Consider the following 15,823-nt stretch of genomic DNA (forward strand, 5'->3'; position numbering starts at 1 on the left):
GTTGAACGTCCGCGACGGTCACCGCAAAACGGAAGTAGCGGGTAAAAATCGCGCCGATCTATCGTCGGCCTCCAGCGGTCGGGAAATGCGGGAGGGAAACCATGTCCACATCGCCTGCGGTGCGGGATCAGTCCGCCGCGTACTCATTGCTCGATCTGATCCAGGGCGCGGTGATAACCCAGGCGATCTCCGCCGCGGCCAAGCTCGGCGTGGCGGACGTCCTCCGCGACGGGCCGCTGCCCGCGGAGGAGATAGCCAAGCGCGTCGGATCCGACCCCGAGGCGACGCACCGGCTGCTGCGTACGCTGTCCGGCTACTCGGTGTTCGCGGTCCGGCCGGACGGCCGGTTCGAGCTCACGCCGATGGCCGAGGCGCTCCGCGACGACGCGCCGGACTCGATGCGCGGCATCGCCATGCTGATGGGCCACCCCCTCCTCTGGGAGGACTGGGGGCACCTGCTCGACTCCGTGCGCAGCGGCGAGGCCAACATGCCGAAACTGCGCGGCATGGGCGCGTACGAGTTCCTCATGGCCAACCCCGACTACGCGGCCGTGTTCTTCCAGGGGATGCGGAGCATGTCGGATCCGGAGACCGATCCGGTGCTGGCGGCGTACGACTTCTCGCGGTTCCGCACGGTCGTGGACGTCATCGGCGGGCGCGGCGCCCTCCTGGCGGGGATCCTCGCGCGGGCGCCCCGCACCCACGGTGTGCTGTACGACTCCGAGTCCGCGACCGCGGACGCGCCGCAGGTGTTCGACGCGGCCGGCGTCGGGGACCGGGTCACGGTCAAGAACGGGACGTTCTTCGACAAGCTGCCGGCGGGCGCGGACGCCTACGTGCTCAAGCACATCCTGCACGACTTCCCCGAGTCCGAGTGCCTCGCGGTCCTGAAGAACGTGCGCGAGGCGATCGCTCCCGACGGCCGGGTCCTCGTCATCGAGTACGTGCTGGGCGGGAACAACGAGCGGCACATCGGCAACATCATCGACCTCTGGCTCCTCCTGCTCCTCGGCGCCCGGGAGCGCACGCTGCCGGAGTACACCGAGCTGTTCGCCAAGGCGGGCCTGAAGGTCGTCGGGGCGGTCCCCACCACCGCGCCGGTCTCGATCATCGAGGCGGTGCCCGCCTGAGGCCCGCGGAGCGGTACCGGTCCCAGACGCCCCACGGGAAGCCGAGGAGGGAAAATGGACACTGATGTGATCATCGTCGGCGCCGGGCCGACGGGTCTGATGCTCGCGGGCGAGCTGCGCCTCGGCGGCGCGGACGTCACCGTATTCGAGCGGCGGACCGAGCGCAGCTGGGAGTCGCGCGGCATCGGCTTCACCGCACGGGCGGCCGAGGTGCTGGACCAGCGCGGGCTGCTCGGGCGGCTGGAGAACGCCGAGATCACCCGGCAGGGGCACTTCGGCGGCATCCCGATCGACTTCGGGATGCTGGAGGGTTCGCACTTCGGCGTGCGCGGCGTGCCCCAGTACAAGCTCGAGGAGATGCTCGAGGGCTGGGCGCTGGAGCTCGGCGTGTCGCTGCGCCGCGGGTACGAGCTCACCGGCCTGGAGGACACCGGGGACGGCGTCACCGCCGTCGTCCAGGGGCCCGACGGCCGTCACGAGCACTCGGCCCCCTACCTCGTGGGCTGCGACGGCGGGCGGAGCACCGTCAGGGACCTCGCGGGCTTCGACTTCCCCGGCTCCGACGCCACCCGCGAGATGTACCTCGCGGACGTCACCGGCTGCGACATCCGGCCCCGGATGATCGGTGAGCTGGTGCCGAACGGCATGGTGATGTCGGCACCGCTCGAGCAGGGCTACCACCGCATCATCGTCTGCGAGAACGGGACGCCGCCGCCCGACCGGAACCGCCAGGTGACCTTCACCGACGTCGCGGACGCCTGGCAGCGGCTGACCGGCGAGTCGATCCACGGCGGGCGGGCGCGCTGGGTGAGCAGCTTCACCGACGCGACGCGCCAGGTCACGGAGTACCGGCGCGGCCGCGTGCTGCTGGCGGGGGACGCCGCGCACATCCACCTCCCGGCCGGCGGCCAGGGCCTCAGCGTCGGCGTGCAGGACGCGGTCAACCTCGGCTGGAAGCTGGCCGCGACGGTCAGGGGGCAGGCCCCGGACGGCCTGCTCGACACCTACCACGGTGAGCGGCACCCCGTCGGCGCGCGGGTGCTGCGGAACACGCGCGCCCAGGGGACGCTCAACCTCAGCGGCAAACCGGTCGAGCCGCTGCGGGCCGTCATGACGGAGCTCGTCGCGATCCCGGCGGTGGCGCGTCACCTGTCCGGCATGGTGAGCGGCCTCGACGTCCGGTACGACGTCGGGCAGGAAGGGCACCCGCTGCCGGGCGCGCGGATGGCCGACCGCGAACTGGAGCTCGCCGGCGGCGGCCGTACGCGGATCGCGCGGCTGCTCCACCCGGCGCGGGGCGTCCTGATCACCGCCGACGACTCCGGGGAACCCGCCCGGTGCGCCGCCGGGTGGTCCGACCGCGTCGACGTGATCCGGGTGCGGAGCATCCCGGCCGGCCCGGGAGAGGACGGCGCCGCGACGGAGTCGGTGCTGGTCCGCCCCGACGGATACGTCGCCTGGGCGGCGCCGGGCGCGGGCCCGCTCGCCGAGGCGCTGCGGCGCTGGTTCGGCGAGGCGCGGGGGTTCCCGGAACCGCGGGACTCCCAGCCGATGGCCTCCGCCCGTTAGACGTTCGGTTACGCAGAGGAGAGGAATCGTGGCTGCGAGCGCGGTGCGTGAGACGGAGCACGAGATCAACGTCGGGGCTCCCGCCGACCGGGTGTACGAGCTGATCGAGGACGTCGGCAGGTGGCCGGAGGTCTTCCCCCCGACCGTGCACGCCGAGTGCGTCGAGAGGGAGGGGAACTCCGAGCTGATCCGGCTCTGGGCGACCGCGAACGGTACCGCCAAGACCTGGACGTCCAGGCGTGAGCACGACCCGGAGCGCAGGCGCGTCTCCTTCCGCCAGGAGCGGTCCCAGCATCCGGTCGGCGGCATGGGCGGCATCTGGATCGTGGAACCCCTCTCCGCGTCCGAGTGCCGGGTGCGCCTGCTGCACGACTACTTCGCGGCGACCGACGATCCCGCCGATCTCGACTGGATCGACCGGGCGGTCGACCGGAACAGCAGGTCGGAGCTGCAGGCGCTCAAGACGAGCGCGGAACTGACCGGGCCCGACCGGCTCATCACGTTCGAGGACACGGTGACGGTCGACGGCAGCGCCAAGGACGTCTACGACTTCATCAACGAGGCCCAGCACTGGTCGCGGCGGCTCCCGCACGTCGCCCGGGTGTCGCTGGAGGAGGAGACGCCCGGCCTGCAGATCCTCGAGATGGACACCCTGACGAAGGACGGGTCCGTGCACACCACGCGGTCCGTGCGCGTCTGCCGGCCGTACACCAGCATCGTGTACAAGCAGATCGTCGTGCCCGCGCTGATGACGCTGCACACCGGGCGCTGGCTCATCGAGGAGCGCGACGGGGCGGGGGTGTCCGTGACGTCGCGGCACACGGTGCGGATCAACACCGAGCGCATCACCGAGGTCCTCGGCGCCGGAGCCGACGTTCAGGCCGCGCGGCAGTTCGTGCGCACGGCCCTCAGCGGCAACAGCATGACCACCCTGCGCGCCGCGAAGGCCTACGCCGAGGGCTCCGGCGGCGAGCGCGCGGCGTCGTGACCCGGCCCGCGGCGACCGCGCCCGTCGTCATCGTCGGCGCGGGACCGGTCGGGCTGCTGCTCGCCTGCGAGCTCGGCCGGGCCCGGGTGCCGGTCGTCATCGTCGAGCGGCTGGCCGCCCCGATGACCGAGTCACGGGCGAGCCAGCTCAGCACCCTGACCGCCGAGCTCCTGCACGAACGCGGATTCGGCGAGCTGCTCGCCGAGGCCGCCCACGAGCCGCGGGCGCACTTCGGCGGCCTGGGGTTCGACCTGTCCGGCCTGGACGGTGACCACGCGGGCAACTGGAAGGTGCCGCAGCACCGGACCGAGGCCGTCCTCGGCCGGCGCGCCGAGGCGCTGGGCGTGACCCTGCTGCGGGCGCACGAGCTGACCGGGCTCACCGAGCTGCCGGACCATGTCGTCTGCGACGTGCGGGGCCCCGGAGGCGGCGTACGGATCGAGGCGCGGTACGTGGTCGGCTGTGACGGAGCCCGCAGCACCGTACGCCGGCTGTGCGGCTTCCCGGTGACGGCCACGGCGGCGACGAAGGAGCTGCTGCGGGCGGACGTGACGGGCGTCGAGATCCGCGACCGGCGATTCGAACGGCTCGAGACCGGGTTCGCGGTGGCGGCGACCCGCGACGGCGTCACGAGAGTGATGACGCACGCGTTCGGCCAGGGAGTGGCCGAGCGCACCGGGCCGCCGGAGTTCGCGGAGGTCGTACGGCTCTGGGAGAAGGTGACCGGCGAGGACATCTCCGGCGGGACCCCCGTCTGGCTGGACGCCTTCGACAACGCACAGGGCCAGGCGGACTCCTACCGGCGGGGGCGCGTGCTGCTGGCCGGCGACGCCGCCCACTGGCACCTGCCGATCGGCGGCCAGGCGCTCAACGTGGGACTCCAGGACGCCGTCAACCTGGGCTGGAAGCTCGCCGGGACGATCAACGGCTGGGCGTCACCGGACCTGCTGGACACCTACCACGCCGAGCGGCATCCCGTCGCGGCCCGGGTGCTCGACCACGTCGCCGCCCAGGAGTTCCTGCTGCTGGGCGGTCCCGAGATCGAGCCGCTGCGCGCGGTGCTCGCCGAGCTGACCGGCCTGGGCCAGGTCCGCGACCACCTGGCCAGGGTCGCCGCCAACCTCGACGACCGGTACGGCCCGCCCGGATCCGCACTGGCCGGGCGGCGCGTCACGGACCTCCGGCTGCGGACGGAGTCGGGTCCGCTGCGGGCGACGGGCACCGAGCCCGTCCTCGTACGGCTCACGGACACCCCTGACGACCCGGTACGGCTCAGCGACACCCCTGACGACCGCGTACGGCTCAGGGACACCCCTGACGGCCCCGGCCGGTTCGCCGTCCCGACGATCCGCGCGACCGCGCACGAGGGTCGTCTCCCGGGGATCACCGCCCTCCTCCTGCGGCCCGACGGCTACGTCGCCTGGGCCGGCGACGGCGAGGAGGACCTGGACCGAGCGCTCGCGAAGCTGCTGCGCGTGGAAGGAGGCAAGGACGATGCGAGACTTTGACGCGGACGTCGTCATCGTGGGGGCCGGCCCCACCGGGCTCATGCTCGCGGGTGAGCTGGGCCTGGCCGGGGTCCGGGCCGTGGTCCTCGAGCGGCTGGCCGAGCCGATGAGGCAGTCGCGCGCCCTGGGGTTCTCCGCACGCGCCATCGAGGAGTTCGACCAGCGCGGACTGCTGCCGCGGTTCGGTGACCTGCAGACCATCCCGTTCGGCCACTTCGGCGGACTGCCCATCGACTACCGGGTCATCGAGGGCGGATCGTACGGCGCGCGGGGTAAGCCGCAGTCCCTCACCGAGGGGGTGCTGGCCGGGTGGGCCGCCGAGCAGGGCGCCGAAGTGCGCCGGGAGTGCGAGGTCACCGGGCTCACCTGCGACGACGACGGCGTCGAGGTGGACGTCGTCACGCCGGCGGGCGGCGAACGCCTGCGCGCCCGGTACGTCGCGGGCTGCGACGGCGCGCGCAGCGCCGTCCGCCGATCGATCGGCGTCGGCTTCCCCGGCACCGACCCGGCCATCGAGCTGTGGTTCGCCGACGTGGCCGGCTGCGACCTGCGGCCGCGCTTCTCCGGCGAGCGCGTTCCGGGCGGGATGGTCATGGTGCTGCCGCTGGGCCCGGGGATCAACCGCGTGATCCTGCACGAGCGGGCCGGGACGCGGCGCGGCGACGGCGCCCCCGACTTCGCGGAGATCGCCGCAGCCTGGAACCGGCTGACCGGCGAGGACATCGGCGGCGCCACGCCGCTGTGGACGAGCTGGACCACCGACGCGAGCCGGCAGGCGGCGGAGTACCGCCGCGGGCGGGTCTTCCTGCTCGGCGACGCCGCGCACATCCACCTGCCGATCGGCGCCCAGGGGATGAGCGCGGGCGTGGGCGACGCCGTGAACCTCGGGTGGAAACTCGGCGCCGCGATCAACGGGCACGCCCCCGCGGACCTGCTGGACACCTACCACACCGAGCGGCACCCCGTCGGCGCACGCATCCTGGCCAACACCCTCGCCCAGCGCATCCTGTACCTCGGCGGCGACGAGATGGACCCGATGCGGGCGGTCATGACCGAACTGCTGGCCTACGAGGACGTCCAGCGGCTGCTGGTCGGCATGGTCACCGGCCTGGACATCCGGTACGACGTCGGGCCGGGCGACCACCCGCTGCTCGGCCGGCGGCTGCCGGACACCGAGCTCACGGGCGACTTCGCGCCGTCCGGCACGGTACGCGCCCTCCGGCTCCTGAACGCCGGGCGCGGCGTCGTCCTCGACCTGGCCGGTGACGACGAGGTGCGCGCCGCCGCCGCGCCGTGGGCGGACCGGATCGAGGTCGTCACCACGGAGTCCCGACCGCACGGCGCGCTGGCGGACGTCGAGGCCGCGCTGGTGCGCCCGGACGGCTACATCGCGTGGATCGGCTCGGGCGCGACCAGCCCGGGCGCGACCGGCTCCGGCGGAACCGGCGCGGCGGGCCTGCCGGAGGCCCTGACCCGATGGTTCGGCCGGCCCCACGAAGGTCACCACGGCGTGACGCCCGCCGCGGCGGGCGCCCGGCCGTAGGCACGGTAATCGGAGGATGCGAGGAGAGCATGCCATTCATCGACCCCGAGGACGGGTACCTGACGGTCCTCAACCTGTTCAAGACGGACGCGCCGGAACGCGTGGACCGGCTGGTCAACGAGATGCGGGCCATCGTCGACACCGCGGCCTTCCCCGGCTGGATCTCCAGCACCGTGCACCGGGGGGAGGAGAGGGCGGGAACCGCGAACTTCATCCAGTGGCGCGGCCGGCAGGACCTGGAGTCGCGGTACGACGGCGCCGAGTTCAAGCACCACACGGTGCCGGTGTTCCAGCAGATCACGACGTACATGCGGTTGATGCAGACGGAGGTGGAGTCCAGCCGGCCGCACCCCGCGCAGGGCGACGTCACCGAGATCTCACCGGACCGCGACGACTACACGGTCATCGAGATCCTCGGAGTGCAGCCCGCCGACCAGAGTGACCTGGTCAGCGTGCTCGGAGCGGCCCACGACTGGCTGGTGGACGTGCCGGGCTACCGGTCACAGACCGTGCTGCGCGGCATCCGGTCCCGCGGCCCCGACGGCACCGGCCCCGGCGGCGGCCTGGCGGCCATCGGCACGGACAACGACTTCGTGGTCGTCTACTCGCAGTGGGACGGCAAGTCGTCCTACGACGCGTTCCGCGCGCTCGCCGAGGACGAGCAGCCCGCCGCGCGGCGCAGGACGCAGGACCGGCGGAACGCGCTGATCACCGCCGCCGACTGGAACACCTACCGCGTCGTCCACACCCGGTCGGCGCCGCAGCCCGCCGCGACCTGACCGGTCCGGCGACGCCGCTCGACGTCCGGTCGTGGGCCGCCCGCGCGGAGCGGTCCCACGACCGGACCTCGGTCCGTCCGGGGAGGGCATCGCCACCGGCGGGCGGGCAGGCGGCCGGACCCCGCCGACGGCAGAGTCCGGCCGCACCCTCTCAGGACGGATCCTCCGATCCGCGGAGGCGCCCGGTGATCTTCTCCCAGTGCCAGCGCGAGTCGAACGCCGTGATGTCGAGGTCCGCGCCGTCGGCGGCCAGCCCGGCCGCGAGGCTCGTCGCCCGCGCGATGAAGCCCGAGGCTCGATGGGCCGCGAGCAGGTCCTGCTCGTCGAACGGCAGCCCCTCGCAGCGCAGCAGCCGCAGGTCGACGAAGCCGTTGAACGTCCGGCCCATCACCTCGACCGCCTGCGGGCTGCGGATGCTGAAGCGCACCTTGGCGGCGACGTGGCCGTGGTGGTGCTGGTCGGAGTAGTACGCGACGTCCGGGATCGTGGGCGGGACGAAGTAGTCACGGGCGGCTATCTCGGGGACCTTCGGCAGGTTGCCGACCAGGAAGTGCCACGAGTTGTACTGCATTCGAGCGGACATCGACCAGGCGGTGTCGGCCAGCCGCGCGGGCGAGTCCGCGAAGTACCGGCGGGCCTCCGGCACGGGGACGACGCAGCAGAAGAAGTGAGGGAGGTCCCAGGCGGCGATCTCCGGCCACCGCCGCTCGCGCAGCGCCGTGGTCAGGGCCGTCAGCGACCGCATCCCGCGGCTCATCGCGAAGTCGGCGTCGAACGCCGCGGCCGCCGCGCGGACGGTCTCGTAGACGAGGGACTCCAGGCCCGTCGCGAACCCGCCGTGCGGCTCGGCCAGCCACCCCGGTGCCTCCTCGAGGCCGGCGCCCAGTTCGTCGAGCGTGCCGCCGGTGACCGGGAGCCTGTCGCGCACGCGCGCGCACAGGTCAGCCTCCAGCCGTCGCGCCTCGTCGGCGGGCGCGCCGGCGATCCGCTCGATCTTGTGCATCAGGGGACCGTGGATCTCACGGTAGAGCCGGACCTTCGCGGTGATCTCCCGGCGTCGCCGGGCGACCGCCTCCGCGAGGTCGTTCAGCGCCGCCACCCGGTTCGAGGGCGCGGGCGGCACCCGCTGCCCGCCGGGGACGCCGTTGTAGGCCAGGCGTGTCCGCTCGAGGAGGTGGGCCACGTGGTCGATCGTGAGCTGTGTCCCGTTGGCCTCCTCGATCCGGGCGAATCCGGCCGACCGCACGAGCAGGGTGAGGCAGGCGACCATCAGCGCGTCGCTGTCCGACCACAGCTCGAGGGGGACCGTCGCCAGGCTGCTCAGCGCGCAGTCGGGATGGCCGGGCCACAGCGTCTTCCCGGTCAGCGTGTTCCGGTCGCGGAAGTTGGTGTACTGCCGGTCCCCGGAGTACAGCACGAAGGGTGCCGTCCGGCGGGCCGCCTCCTTCAAGGTCTCCAGCATGTCCCGGCGGCCGTCGCGGCCGGCCGCCGCCAGCCATGCGCGGCAGTCGGCGACCGAGTCGCGCGCCCCCGCGGTGGCACGGGCGAGTTCGGCCTGGTACTCCGCCAGGGCATGGGCGGACCACGGCACGCGCAGCACGCCGCCGACCAGATCCTCCTCTCCGGACAGCGGGCCCCTCGACGGGACGCGCAGGACGACCCGGCCGCTCGCGTTCAGCCCGATCTCGCCGAGGAACGCCGCCTCGACGTCGCCGGCCCCCCGGAGGTCGTGAGCCGCCGCGGCATCGCCGGCCGCCCTGACGTCGCGGGCCGCTCGGCCGGCGCCGCGGCCGTCGCCGGCCGGTCCGGCGGTCCGCCCGTCCTGCCGCCACGATCTGCCGAACAGGACTCTCAGCGCGCACTCGTCCGCGACGGGCAGAGCCCGTAGCTGGATGTCCGCCGGGACGTGCCCGGCGAGCGTGAGCAGTGTGTCCACGGCCGCGGGCAGGTCCGGGGCGGCGACCGCCTCCTGCCAGACCAGCGTGAGCAGTCCGGGGAACCCGGCGTCCTCGGCCACCGGGTAGTCCGGCTCGGCCGCCGTTCCGGCCCGCCGGCCGAGCCGGCTGGGCCGGCGGCTCTGCCGCGCCTTCGCCAGCGCGGCCTTACGGGACAGGCCGGTGTCCCGCTCGATGGGCAGGGTCATCGCGGCTCTCCTTCGGCGGTCAGCTCGATGTGGTCCCACATTTGGGCCTCGGTGGGGGTCCAGTCCTCATCCACGTAGATGCAGTCGACGGGACAGACCATCACGCACACCGGGCAGCCGGAGCACAGTTCGGGGATGATGACGACGTCGAGTCCGCGATCGAATATCGCCCCGAATTCAGGGGGGCAGTTACGCAGGCACGTGTCGCACGTGATGCATTCCGACGCCTCGATGCGACGGGGCGGCTTCTTCCAGTTGCCGTCACGGGCTCGCTGCGCGATTCGCTGGGCGCGCCCGGTGCTCGCTGCGGGGGTGATCTCCTTCGCCCACGGCATGTCGTGCTCTCACCTCGGTTCTCTGGCGACGTCCCGGGCCCGTTTCCGGCGCGGACCCGGAGGAATTGAAATCAGGCCTGATCAGCGGGAGCGCTCGAGGATTCTCCCCAGAATGCCGTCCCACAGCCGTGTCCTGGCCGCGAGCGCGAGGTTGATGGTCTCCTCGCACTGCGCCCATTTGCCGTGGTCGTCGCCGCACAGGTCGGCGAGCATCTGCATCGCCATGGGCGTGTGCTCTTCGCTGTCCACCTGGATGTGCCGTCTGAGGTAGTCGACGAACGTCGACAGCGCGCCGTACTCCGCGTTCAGTGCGGCGACCTGGTCGAACATGTCCGGGATGAGGTCCTCACGGCCGAACGCGAACGCCGCGGCCTGGCAGTGGACCGGGGCGTTCTCGATGAACTCCCAGGTCGTCGCCACGAACTCGGCCGCCGGCTCCGGCGCGCCGGCCTCCTTGAGCGACGACAGGACCGGCCGGCCGGTGCGCAGCAGATCGAGGAAGGCGTCGACGCGCGTCGTGTCCGCGCCTGCCTGCCGCATGCCCTGCAGGTACAACTCGAAGTGGCTGATGAAGCCGGTTCCGAGTTCGTCGCTCTCCTCGACGAGGACGATGTCGTTGATGAGCCTGCGGCTGCCGGTCGGCCCGGACGGCACCCAGGGCACCTGGACACAGGTCAGCGTGCGCTGCAGCGACTTGAGCAGCGACATGAAGTCCCACACCGCGAACGCGTGGTGTTCCATGAAGGCGACCACCGCGTCCATGCTGTTCAGCTGGTGATACAGCGGGTGGCGGACCACTTTCTGACGGGCGGGCTCGATGGAGTCCTTGAGCCTCTCGATGGCGGGATTGGTCTCTCCCCATTCGTACCGAGACATGACGCTTCTTCCTTTCATTACGGGGGCGGTGGGCCGCGGTGCTCAGAAGACGCCGAAGTACTCGCGGTGCTCCCATTCGGTCACCTGGTCCGCGGCGGGGCGCTCCGCGGCGCACCACGCGTCGAACCGCGACGCCTCGCTCTCCTTCAGCTTCGTCAGGCAGGTCTTGAGCGGCGTTCCGAGCAGGTCCTCGGCGGCGCCGCTCGCGCGGAACGCGTCGAGCGCCTCGCGGAGTGATCCCGGCAGCGCCGGAGGTTCGGCGCCGGTCGCGGGCGGGCCGGCGACCAGGCCCTCCAGCCCGGCGTGGAGCTGGGCGGCGATGGCCAGGTAGGGGTTCGCGCACGGTTCCCCGATCCGGTTCTCGACGTGCGTCGAACTGTCGCCGCTGAGCACCCGGACCATGGCGCTGCGGTCCTCGAAGCGCCAGTCCACCGAGGTGGGGGACAGGGTGAACCGCGGATCCATCCGCCGGTAGCCGTTCACGGTCGGGACGGACAGCAGGCAGAACTCCCGCGCGTGGGACAGCAGGCCCTCGACGTAGGCCTCTCCCTCGGGAGAGATCGTGTCCTGTGCGCCGCCGTCCGGCGCGAACACGTTGACGTTCGTCTTCGTGCTCGTGACGGACTGGTGCAGGTGCCAGCCGCTGGGGTCGAAAGAGTCCAGGCGCGGCAGCGTCATGAAGGACGCGTGGAAGCCGCGGCGCCCGCAGAACCGCTTCACCTGGGTCCGGAACAGCAGCATCGCGTCCGCCGCGTCCAGGGCCAGCATCGGGCCGAAGGTCGTCTCGAGCTGCCCGGGGCCGGACTCGTGCTCGATCGTGCGCAGCGGCAGGCCGAGCGCCATGAGCATCGCGGCCATCGGGTCCGCGACCTCGGCCACCGAGTCGTAGTACGCGTCGAGGTTGAACTGGTAGCCGGGGTTCACGGCCTCCACGGCCGGGGCGGGCCCCTGGAGGCCGAAGCCGTTCCCCGCGTTGCCGGGCGGCCCGCCCATGAGGCGCGTGAGGTACCACTCGACCTCGAGCCCGATGACCGGGGCCAGGTCGTGCCGGGCGTACTCGGCGCAGACACGGCGCAGGACGTCACGGGAGGCGAGCGGGTGCGGCGAGCCGTCGCGCAGGTACTCGTTCCCGAGCACCCAGGCGGTCCTCGTCCCGGTCCCGGGGAGCACCTGGAAGGTGCGCGGGTCCGGGACGAGCACGAAGTCGCCCGCGCCGAGCAGTTCGCCGACCCCCACGCCGGAGTCGGCGAGGAAGTCGACGGCCACGGCGTGCCCGGTGTCGAAGAGGAACGGTCCCGCGCTGAAGTCCATGCCGTTGCGCAGCACCGTGCGGAAGACGTGCGCGGGCACGGTCTTGGACCGGGCCAGCCCGTGCGGGTCGCAGAACACGACCCGTACGAGGTCGACCTCGTCGAGCGCCACCTCCACCTGCTCGGCCGCGGCGACCTGCCGGTCGTCCCAGAGCCCGAACTCGGCCACGAACGAGGGGCGTCCGACGCCGCTCTCGTCGCCGTGCCGGGACCATGGCCTGGAGATCATGATCTTTCCCCTTTCGGGTGCCCGGCGGGAGGCACCATCGTGAGAGCGAGTTCCGCCTCGACGCGGCCGGCGACCGAGAGGACCAGGTCGTCGTCGCCGACCCGGCCGACGAGCTGCAGCCCGACCGGGAGCCCGTGGGACGTGACGCCGGCGGGAAGGGACAGGGCGGGCTGACCGGTGATGTTGAACGGGTAGGTGGCGGGCGACCACGCGAGCCAGAGCAGGTCGTCCGGGGCGGCGGCCCACGGCGGGGCGATCGCGTCGGCGGCGAAGGGCTCGGCCGGGACCGTCGCCATCGCCAGGAGGTCGTAGTCCTCCATCACGGCGGCCAGCCTGGCCCGCAGCGCGAGCCGCGTCTCCTCGGCGCGCATGACCGCCGCGCCGCTCAGGGAGCGCCCGTACCGTACGACCGCGAGCCGGCCCTCGTCGCACCACTGTTCGTCCTCGGGCGCCGTGCCGCTCGCCTCGGCGGCGGCGAGGACGTCCACCAGGGCGGCGTACGGGTCGGGGAAGGGGACGTCGACACGGTCGACGCGGTGTCCCAGCCCGGTCAGCGCCGGCAGGACGTCCTCGGTCACCCGGCGCACCTCACCGGAGGTCCGCGGGAACTCGAGCCAGCCGATCCGCAGCGGGGCGGGCCGTGCCCCGGGCAGGGGCGGGCGGGTGAGCGAGTCCGGGTCGCGGCGGTCCGGCCCGGTCAGCACGGACGTGAGCGCGGCGACGTCGGCCACGCTCCGGGCGAGCGGCCCGACGTGCGAGAGCCGCTCGGCGCAGGGCGGCACGTACGGGATCCGGCCGAAGGACGGCTTGAACCCGACGACGCCGCAGAACGCCGCGGGAATGCGGACCGAGCCCGCTCCGTCCGTCCCGACCGACGCGGTGCACAGCCCGGCCGAGACCGCGGCGGCGGAGCCGCCGCTCGAGCCCCCCGCGGACCTGTCACGCGCCCAGGGATTACGCGTGGGACCGGCGACCCTGCTGACCGTGCTCGCGCTCCAGCCGTACTCCGACGTCGCCGTCTTCCCCACGACGATCGCGCCCGCCGCCCGGAGGCGGGCGACGGCGGGGGCGTCCGCGGCGGCGCGGCGGTTCGGCAGCAGCGAACCCCGCCTGGTGGGGAGGTCCCGCGTCTGGATGAGATCCTTCACCGAGATCGTCACGCCGAGGAGCGGCCGGTCGCGGAAGGCGGCCGCGCCGAGGTCGGCGATGAGCCGGTCGGCCGCCTCCGCCTCCCGGAGTACGCGATCGTCGGCGACCGCGACGAAGGCGCCGAGGCCCGCGTTCGTCTCGCGGATGGCGGTGAGCACGGACCGCACGTGCTCGGCGACCGTGCAATGACCCTGGAGAAACAACTGTCGTGTTTCATGAATGCTGCGGCAGATCGGCTGCCTGTTTACGGTGGCGGTGGAGACTGACACGGACCCAACTACATGACGCCGGTGGAACGCCGTGCAAGTCGCGGACGCCGGAGAACAGGTCGGGTGCGGCAACCTCGGATAAGTATTTCCGGGAGTCGGCGGGTCCGCCCGGTTCAACTGCGCGGAATCAGCAGTCGAACGACGGCACGCACGGAGAAAAAGCGCGTACCGGCGAAAGCGTGCTATGCACCGTGCCGAGCGAATCGGTATTCTTTCGATCAGGCGGTTATGATTTCGGAGGCACTGCGATCATGATTTCCCGTTATTCGCTGCCCGAAATGGCGGAGCTGTGGTCTGATCAGGCTCGCTATGCCACCTGGACCAGGGTGGAGGTCCTGGCGTCTCAGGCGCAGGCGCTGCTCGGCCGGGTCCCCGAGGCCGCTCTGGCCGACATCCGGCGTGCCCGGGTGCCGGCCGCGGCGCGGGTGGCAGAGCTCGAGCGGGAGCGCGACCACGAGATCCTCTCCTTCCTCGCCGCCTTCTGCGAGGACATCCCCGACGACTCCGCTCGGTGGGTGCACCTCGGCATGACGAGCTATGACCTCGTGGACACCGCCCTCGGGCACACCCTCGCCCGCGCCTGCGACCTCCTGCTCCAGGCGGCGGCACGGCTGCGCGGCGTGCTGGCGGACAGGGCGGTGGAGCACTGGGACACGGTCTGCATCGGGCGCACCCACGGGATGCACGCGGAGCCGACGACGTTCGGCCACAAGCTCGCGGGGTTCGCCTTCGCCATCGACCGTTCCGTACGCCGGCTGGAGGCCGCGCGTAAGGAGGTCGCGGTGGGCACGATCTCCGGCTCCGTCGGAACGTACGCGCTGATCGACCCCTTCGTGGAGAAGTACGTGTGCGCGGAGCTCGGCCTCGGGGTCGAGCCCGCGCCGAGCCAGGTCGTGGCTCGCGACCGGCACGCCCAGCTCCTGCAGACGGTGGCGACGCTCGGTGCCTGCGTCGAGCAGATCGCCATCGAGGTCCGGCTGCTGTCGCGCAGCGAGGTCCGCGAGGTGGAGGAGCCCCGGACGGCCGCCTACCAGGGGTCGAGCGCCATGCCGCACAAGCGCAACCCGACGACCGGCGAGCGCCTGACCGGGCTGGCCCGGCTGCTGCGCGGGTACGCGGGCACCATGCTGGAGGACGTGGCGCTCTGGCATGAGCGGGACCTGTCCCACTCGTCCGTCGAGCGGGTCGCCATGCCGGACGCGCTGATCGTCGCGCACTACCAGGCGACCGCCGCCGCGGACCTGGTGGCGGGCCTGGAGGTGTTCCCGGACCGGATGCGCGCCGCGATCGACCGGACCAACGGCCTGGCGTACAGCTCCGCGGTGCTGGCCGACCTCCTGGAGGGCGGCACCGAGCGCGAACGTGCCTACCGGGCGATCCAGGCCGCCGCGAACGGCGCGATCTCCGGCGGCGATGACCTCGGTACTCTTCTCGGTGCCGAGGGGATCGACATCGGTCCGCTGCGGCCGGAGCGTTTCCTCGTGCACCATGACGTCATCTTCGAGCGATTGGAAGCCCTGCGTGACCTGGGACATTAAGCGCGAGAACGGCGCCGAGCTGGACCTGGACGACGTCTTGGAGGTCTACCGGTCCTCGGGACTCGGTGAACGCCGGCCGATCGCGGACATCGAACGCATGGCGGCGATGGTGCGCAACGCCAACCTCGTCGTGACCTGCCGGATCGACGGCGCGCTCGTGGGCATCGCGCGCAGCGTCTCGGACTTCTCCTACGTGACGTACCTCTCCGACATCGCGGTCGCCCGCGCGCACCAGCGGGCCGGGATCGGGAGGGCGCTCATCGACGCGACCCGCAAAGAGGCGCCGCAGGCCAAGATCGTGCTGCTGTCGGCGCCCGCGGCGACGGAATACTATCCGCACATCGGCTTCAGCCGGCACGACTCCGCCTGGGTGCTGAACCCGTAGCGCCGTACGCTCCCGTTCCCGGTCCGCCGGTTCGAGCCGCCCTGGGCGCCATCCGCATCCCGGGGCGACGCG

At 72.5% G+C, this 15,823-nt stretch carries 13 protein-coding genes; 8 read left to right on the forward strand and 5 right to left on the reverse strand.

Features of this window, described 5'->3' with window-relative positions; genetic code table 11:
* Window positions 1-101: 101 nt before the first annotated feature.
* Genes NE235_RS00170 through NE235_RS00195 form a run of 6 tightly spaced genes read left to right on the forward strand, consistent with a single transcriptional unit; the run spans window position 102 to window position 7,517 of the window.
* Window positions 102-1,130, forward strand: a complete 1,029-nt coding sequence (locus NE235_RS00170; protein ID WP_252798562.1) for an acetylserotonin O-methyltransferase — start codon at window positions 102-104, stop codon at window positions 1,128-1,130.
* A gap of 54 nt (window positions 1,131-1,184) precedes the next feature.
* Entirely contained in the window at window positions 1,185-2,699 is a 1,515-nt protein-coding gene (locus NE235_RS00175; RefSeq protein ID WP_252798563.1) for an FAD-dependent monooxygenase, read from the forward strand.
* A gap of 28 nt (window positions 2,700-2,727) precedes the next feature.
* Window positions 2,728-3,687 carry an aromatase/cyclase gene (locus NE235_RS00180; RefSeq protein ID WP_252798564.1) on the forward strand — a complete coding sequence of 320 codons (960 nt, stop codon included), beginning with the start codon at window positions 2,728-2,730 and terminating at the stop codon, window positions 3,685-3,687.
* Window positions 3,684-5,195 (forward strand): FAD-dependent monooxygenase, encoded by a 1,512-nt coding sequence (locus NE235_RS00185; RefSeq protein ID WP_252798565.1) that lies wholly within the window; start codon window positions 3,684-3,686, stop codon window positions 5,193-5,195. Before NE235_RS00180 ends, NE235_RS00185 begins: the two co-directional genes overlap by 4 nt.
* Window positions 5,182-6,738 (forward strand): FAD-dependent monooxygenase, encoded by a 1,557-nt coding sequence (locus NE235_RS00190; RefSeq protein ID WP_252798566.1) that lies wholly within the window; start codon window positions 5,182-5,184, stop codon window positions 6,736-6,738. The genes NE235_RS00185 and NE235_RS00190 overlap by 14 nt, the downstream gene beginning before the upstream one ends.
* 29 nt (window positions 6,739-6,767) lie before the next feature.
* Window positions 6,768-7,517, forward strand: a complete 750-nt coding sequence (locus NE235_RS00195; protein WP_252798567.1) for a hypothetical protein — start codon at window positions 6,768-6,770, stop codon at window positions 7,515-7,517.
* 151 nt (window positions 7,518-7,668) lie between these two features.
* Here NE235_RS00195 and NE235_RS00200 read toward each other — a convergent pair whose 3' ends face one another.
* The 5 genes from NE235_RS00200 to NE235_RS00220 all read right to left on the reverse strand — a co-directional run bounded on the left by NE235_RS00200 (window position 7,669) and on the right by NE235_RS00220 (window position 13,717).
* Complete coding sequence (locus NE235_RS00200) at window positions 7,669-9,660, reverse strand: hypothetical protein (protein ID WP_252798568.1); 1,992 nt, start codon at window positions 9,658-9,660, stop codon at window positions 7,669-7,671.
* The gene (locus NE235_RS00205; RefSeq protein ID WP_252798569.1) at window positions 9,657-9,995 is read right to left on the reverse strand and encodes a 4Fe-4S dicluster-binding protein; all 339 of its coding nucleotides are present in this window, start codon (window positions 9,993-9,995) and stop codon (window positions 9,657-9,659) included. The genes NE235_RS00200 and NE235_RS00205 overlap by 4 nt, the downstream gene beginning before the upstream one ends.
* Before the next feature lie 81 nt (window positions 9,996-10,076).
* Complete coding sequence (locus tag NE235_RS00210; protein WP_252798570.1) at window positions 10,077-10,871, reverse strand: DUF3050 domain-containing protein; 795 nt, start codon at window positions 10,869-10,871, stop codon at window positions 10,077-10,079.
* Window positions 10,872-10,913: 42 nt separating this feature from the next.
* Window positions 10,914-12,410 (reverse strand): glutamine synthetase family protein, encoded by a 1,497-nt coding sequence (locus tag NE235_RS00215; protein WP_252798571.1) that lies wholly within the window; start codon window positions 12,408-12,410, stop codon window positions 10,914-10,916.
* Window positions 12,407-13,717, reverse strand: coding sequence for an amidase (locus NE235_RS00220; protein ID WP_252798572.1), 1,311 nt, complete (start codon window positions 13,715-13,717; stop codon window positions 12,407-12,409). The genes NE235_RS00215 and NE235_RS00220 overlap by 4 nt, the downstream gene beginning before the upstream one ends.
* Window positions 13,718-14,079: 362 nt before the next feature.
* Between NE235_RS00220 and purB the strand changes: the two genes are divergently transcribed.
* Both purB and NE235_RS00230 read left to right on the forward strand, forming a co-directional pair.
* On the forward strand, window positions 14,080-15,366 hold the full coding sequence (gene purB / locus NE235_RS00225; RefSeq protein WP_252798573.1) for an adenylosuccinate lyase: 1,287 nt from the start codon (window positions 14,080-14,082) through the stop codon (window positions 15,364-15,366).
* Window positions 15,350-15,751 (forward strand): GNAT family N-acetyltransferase, encoded by a 402-nt coding sequence (locus NE235_RS00230; protein WP_252798574.1) that lies wholly within the window; start codon window positions 15,350-15,352, stop codon window positions 15,749-15,751. The genes purB and NE235_RS00230 overlap by 17 nt, the downstream gene beginning before the upstream one ends.
* Window positions 15,752-15,823 lie beyond the last annotated feature (72 nt).

Source organism: Actinoallomurus spadix, assembly GCF_024055725.1.
Classification (GTDB): domain Bacteria; phylum Actinomycetota; class Actinomycetes; order Streptosporangiales; family Streptosporangiaceae; genus Actinoallomurus; species Actinoallomurus spadix.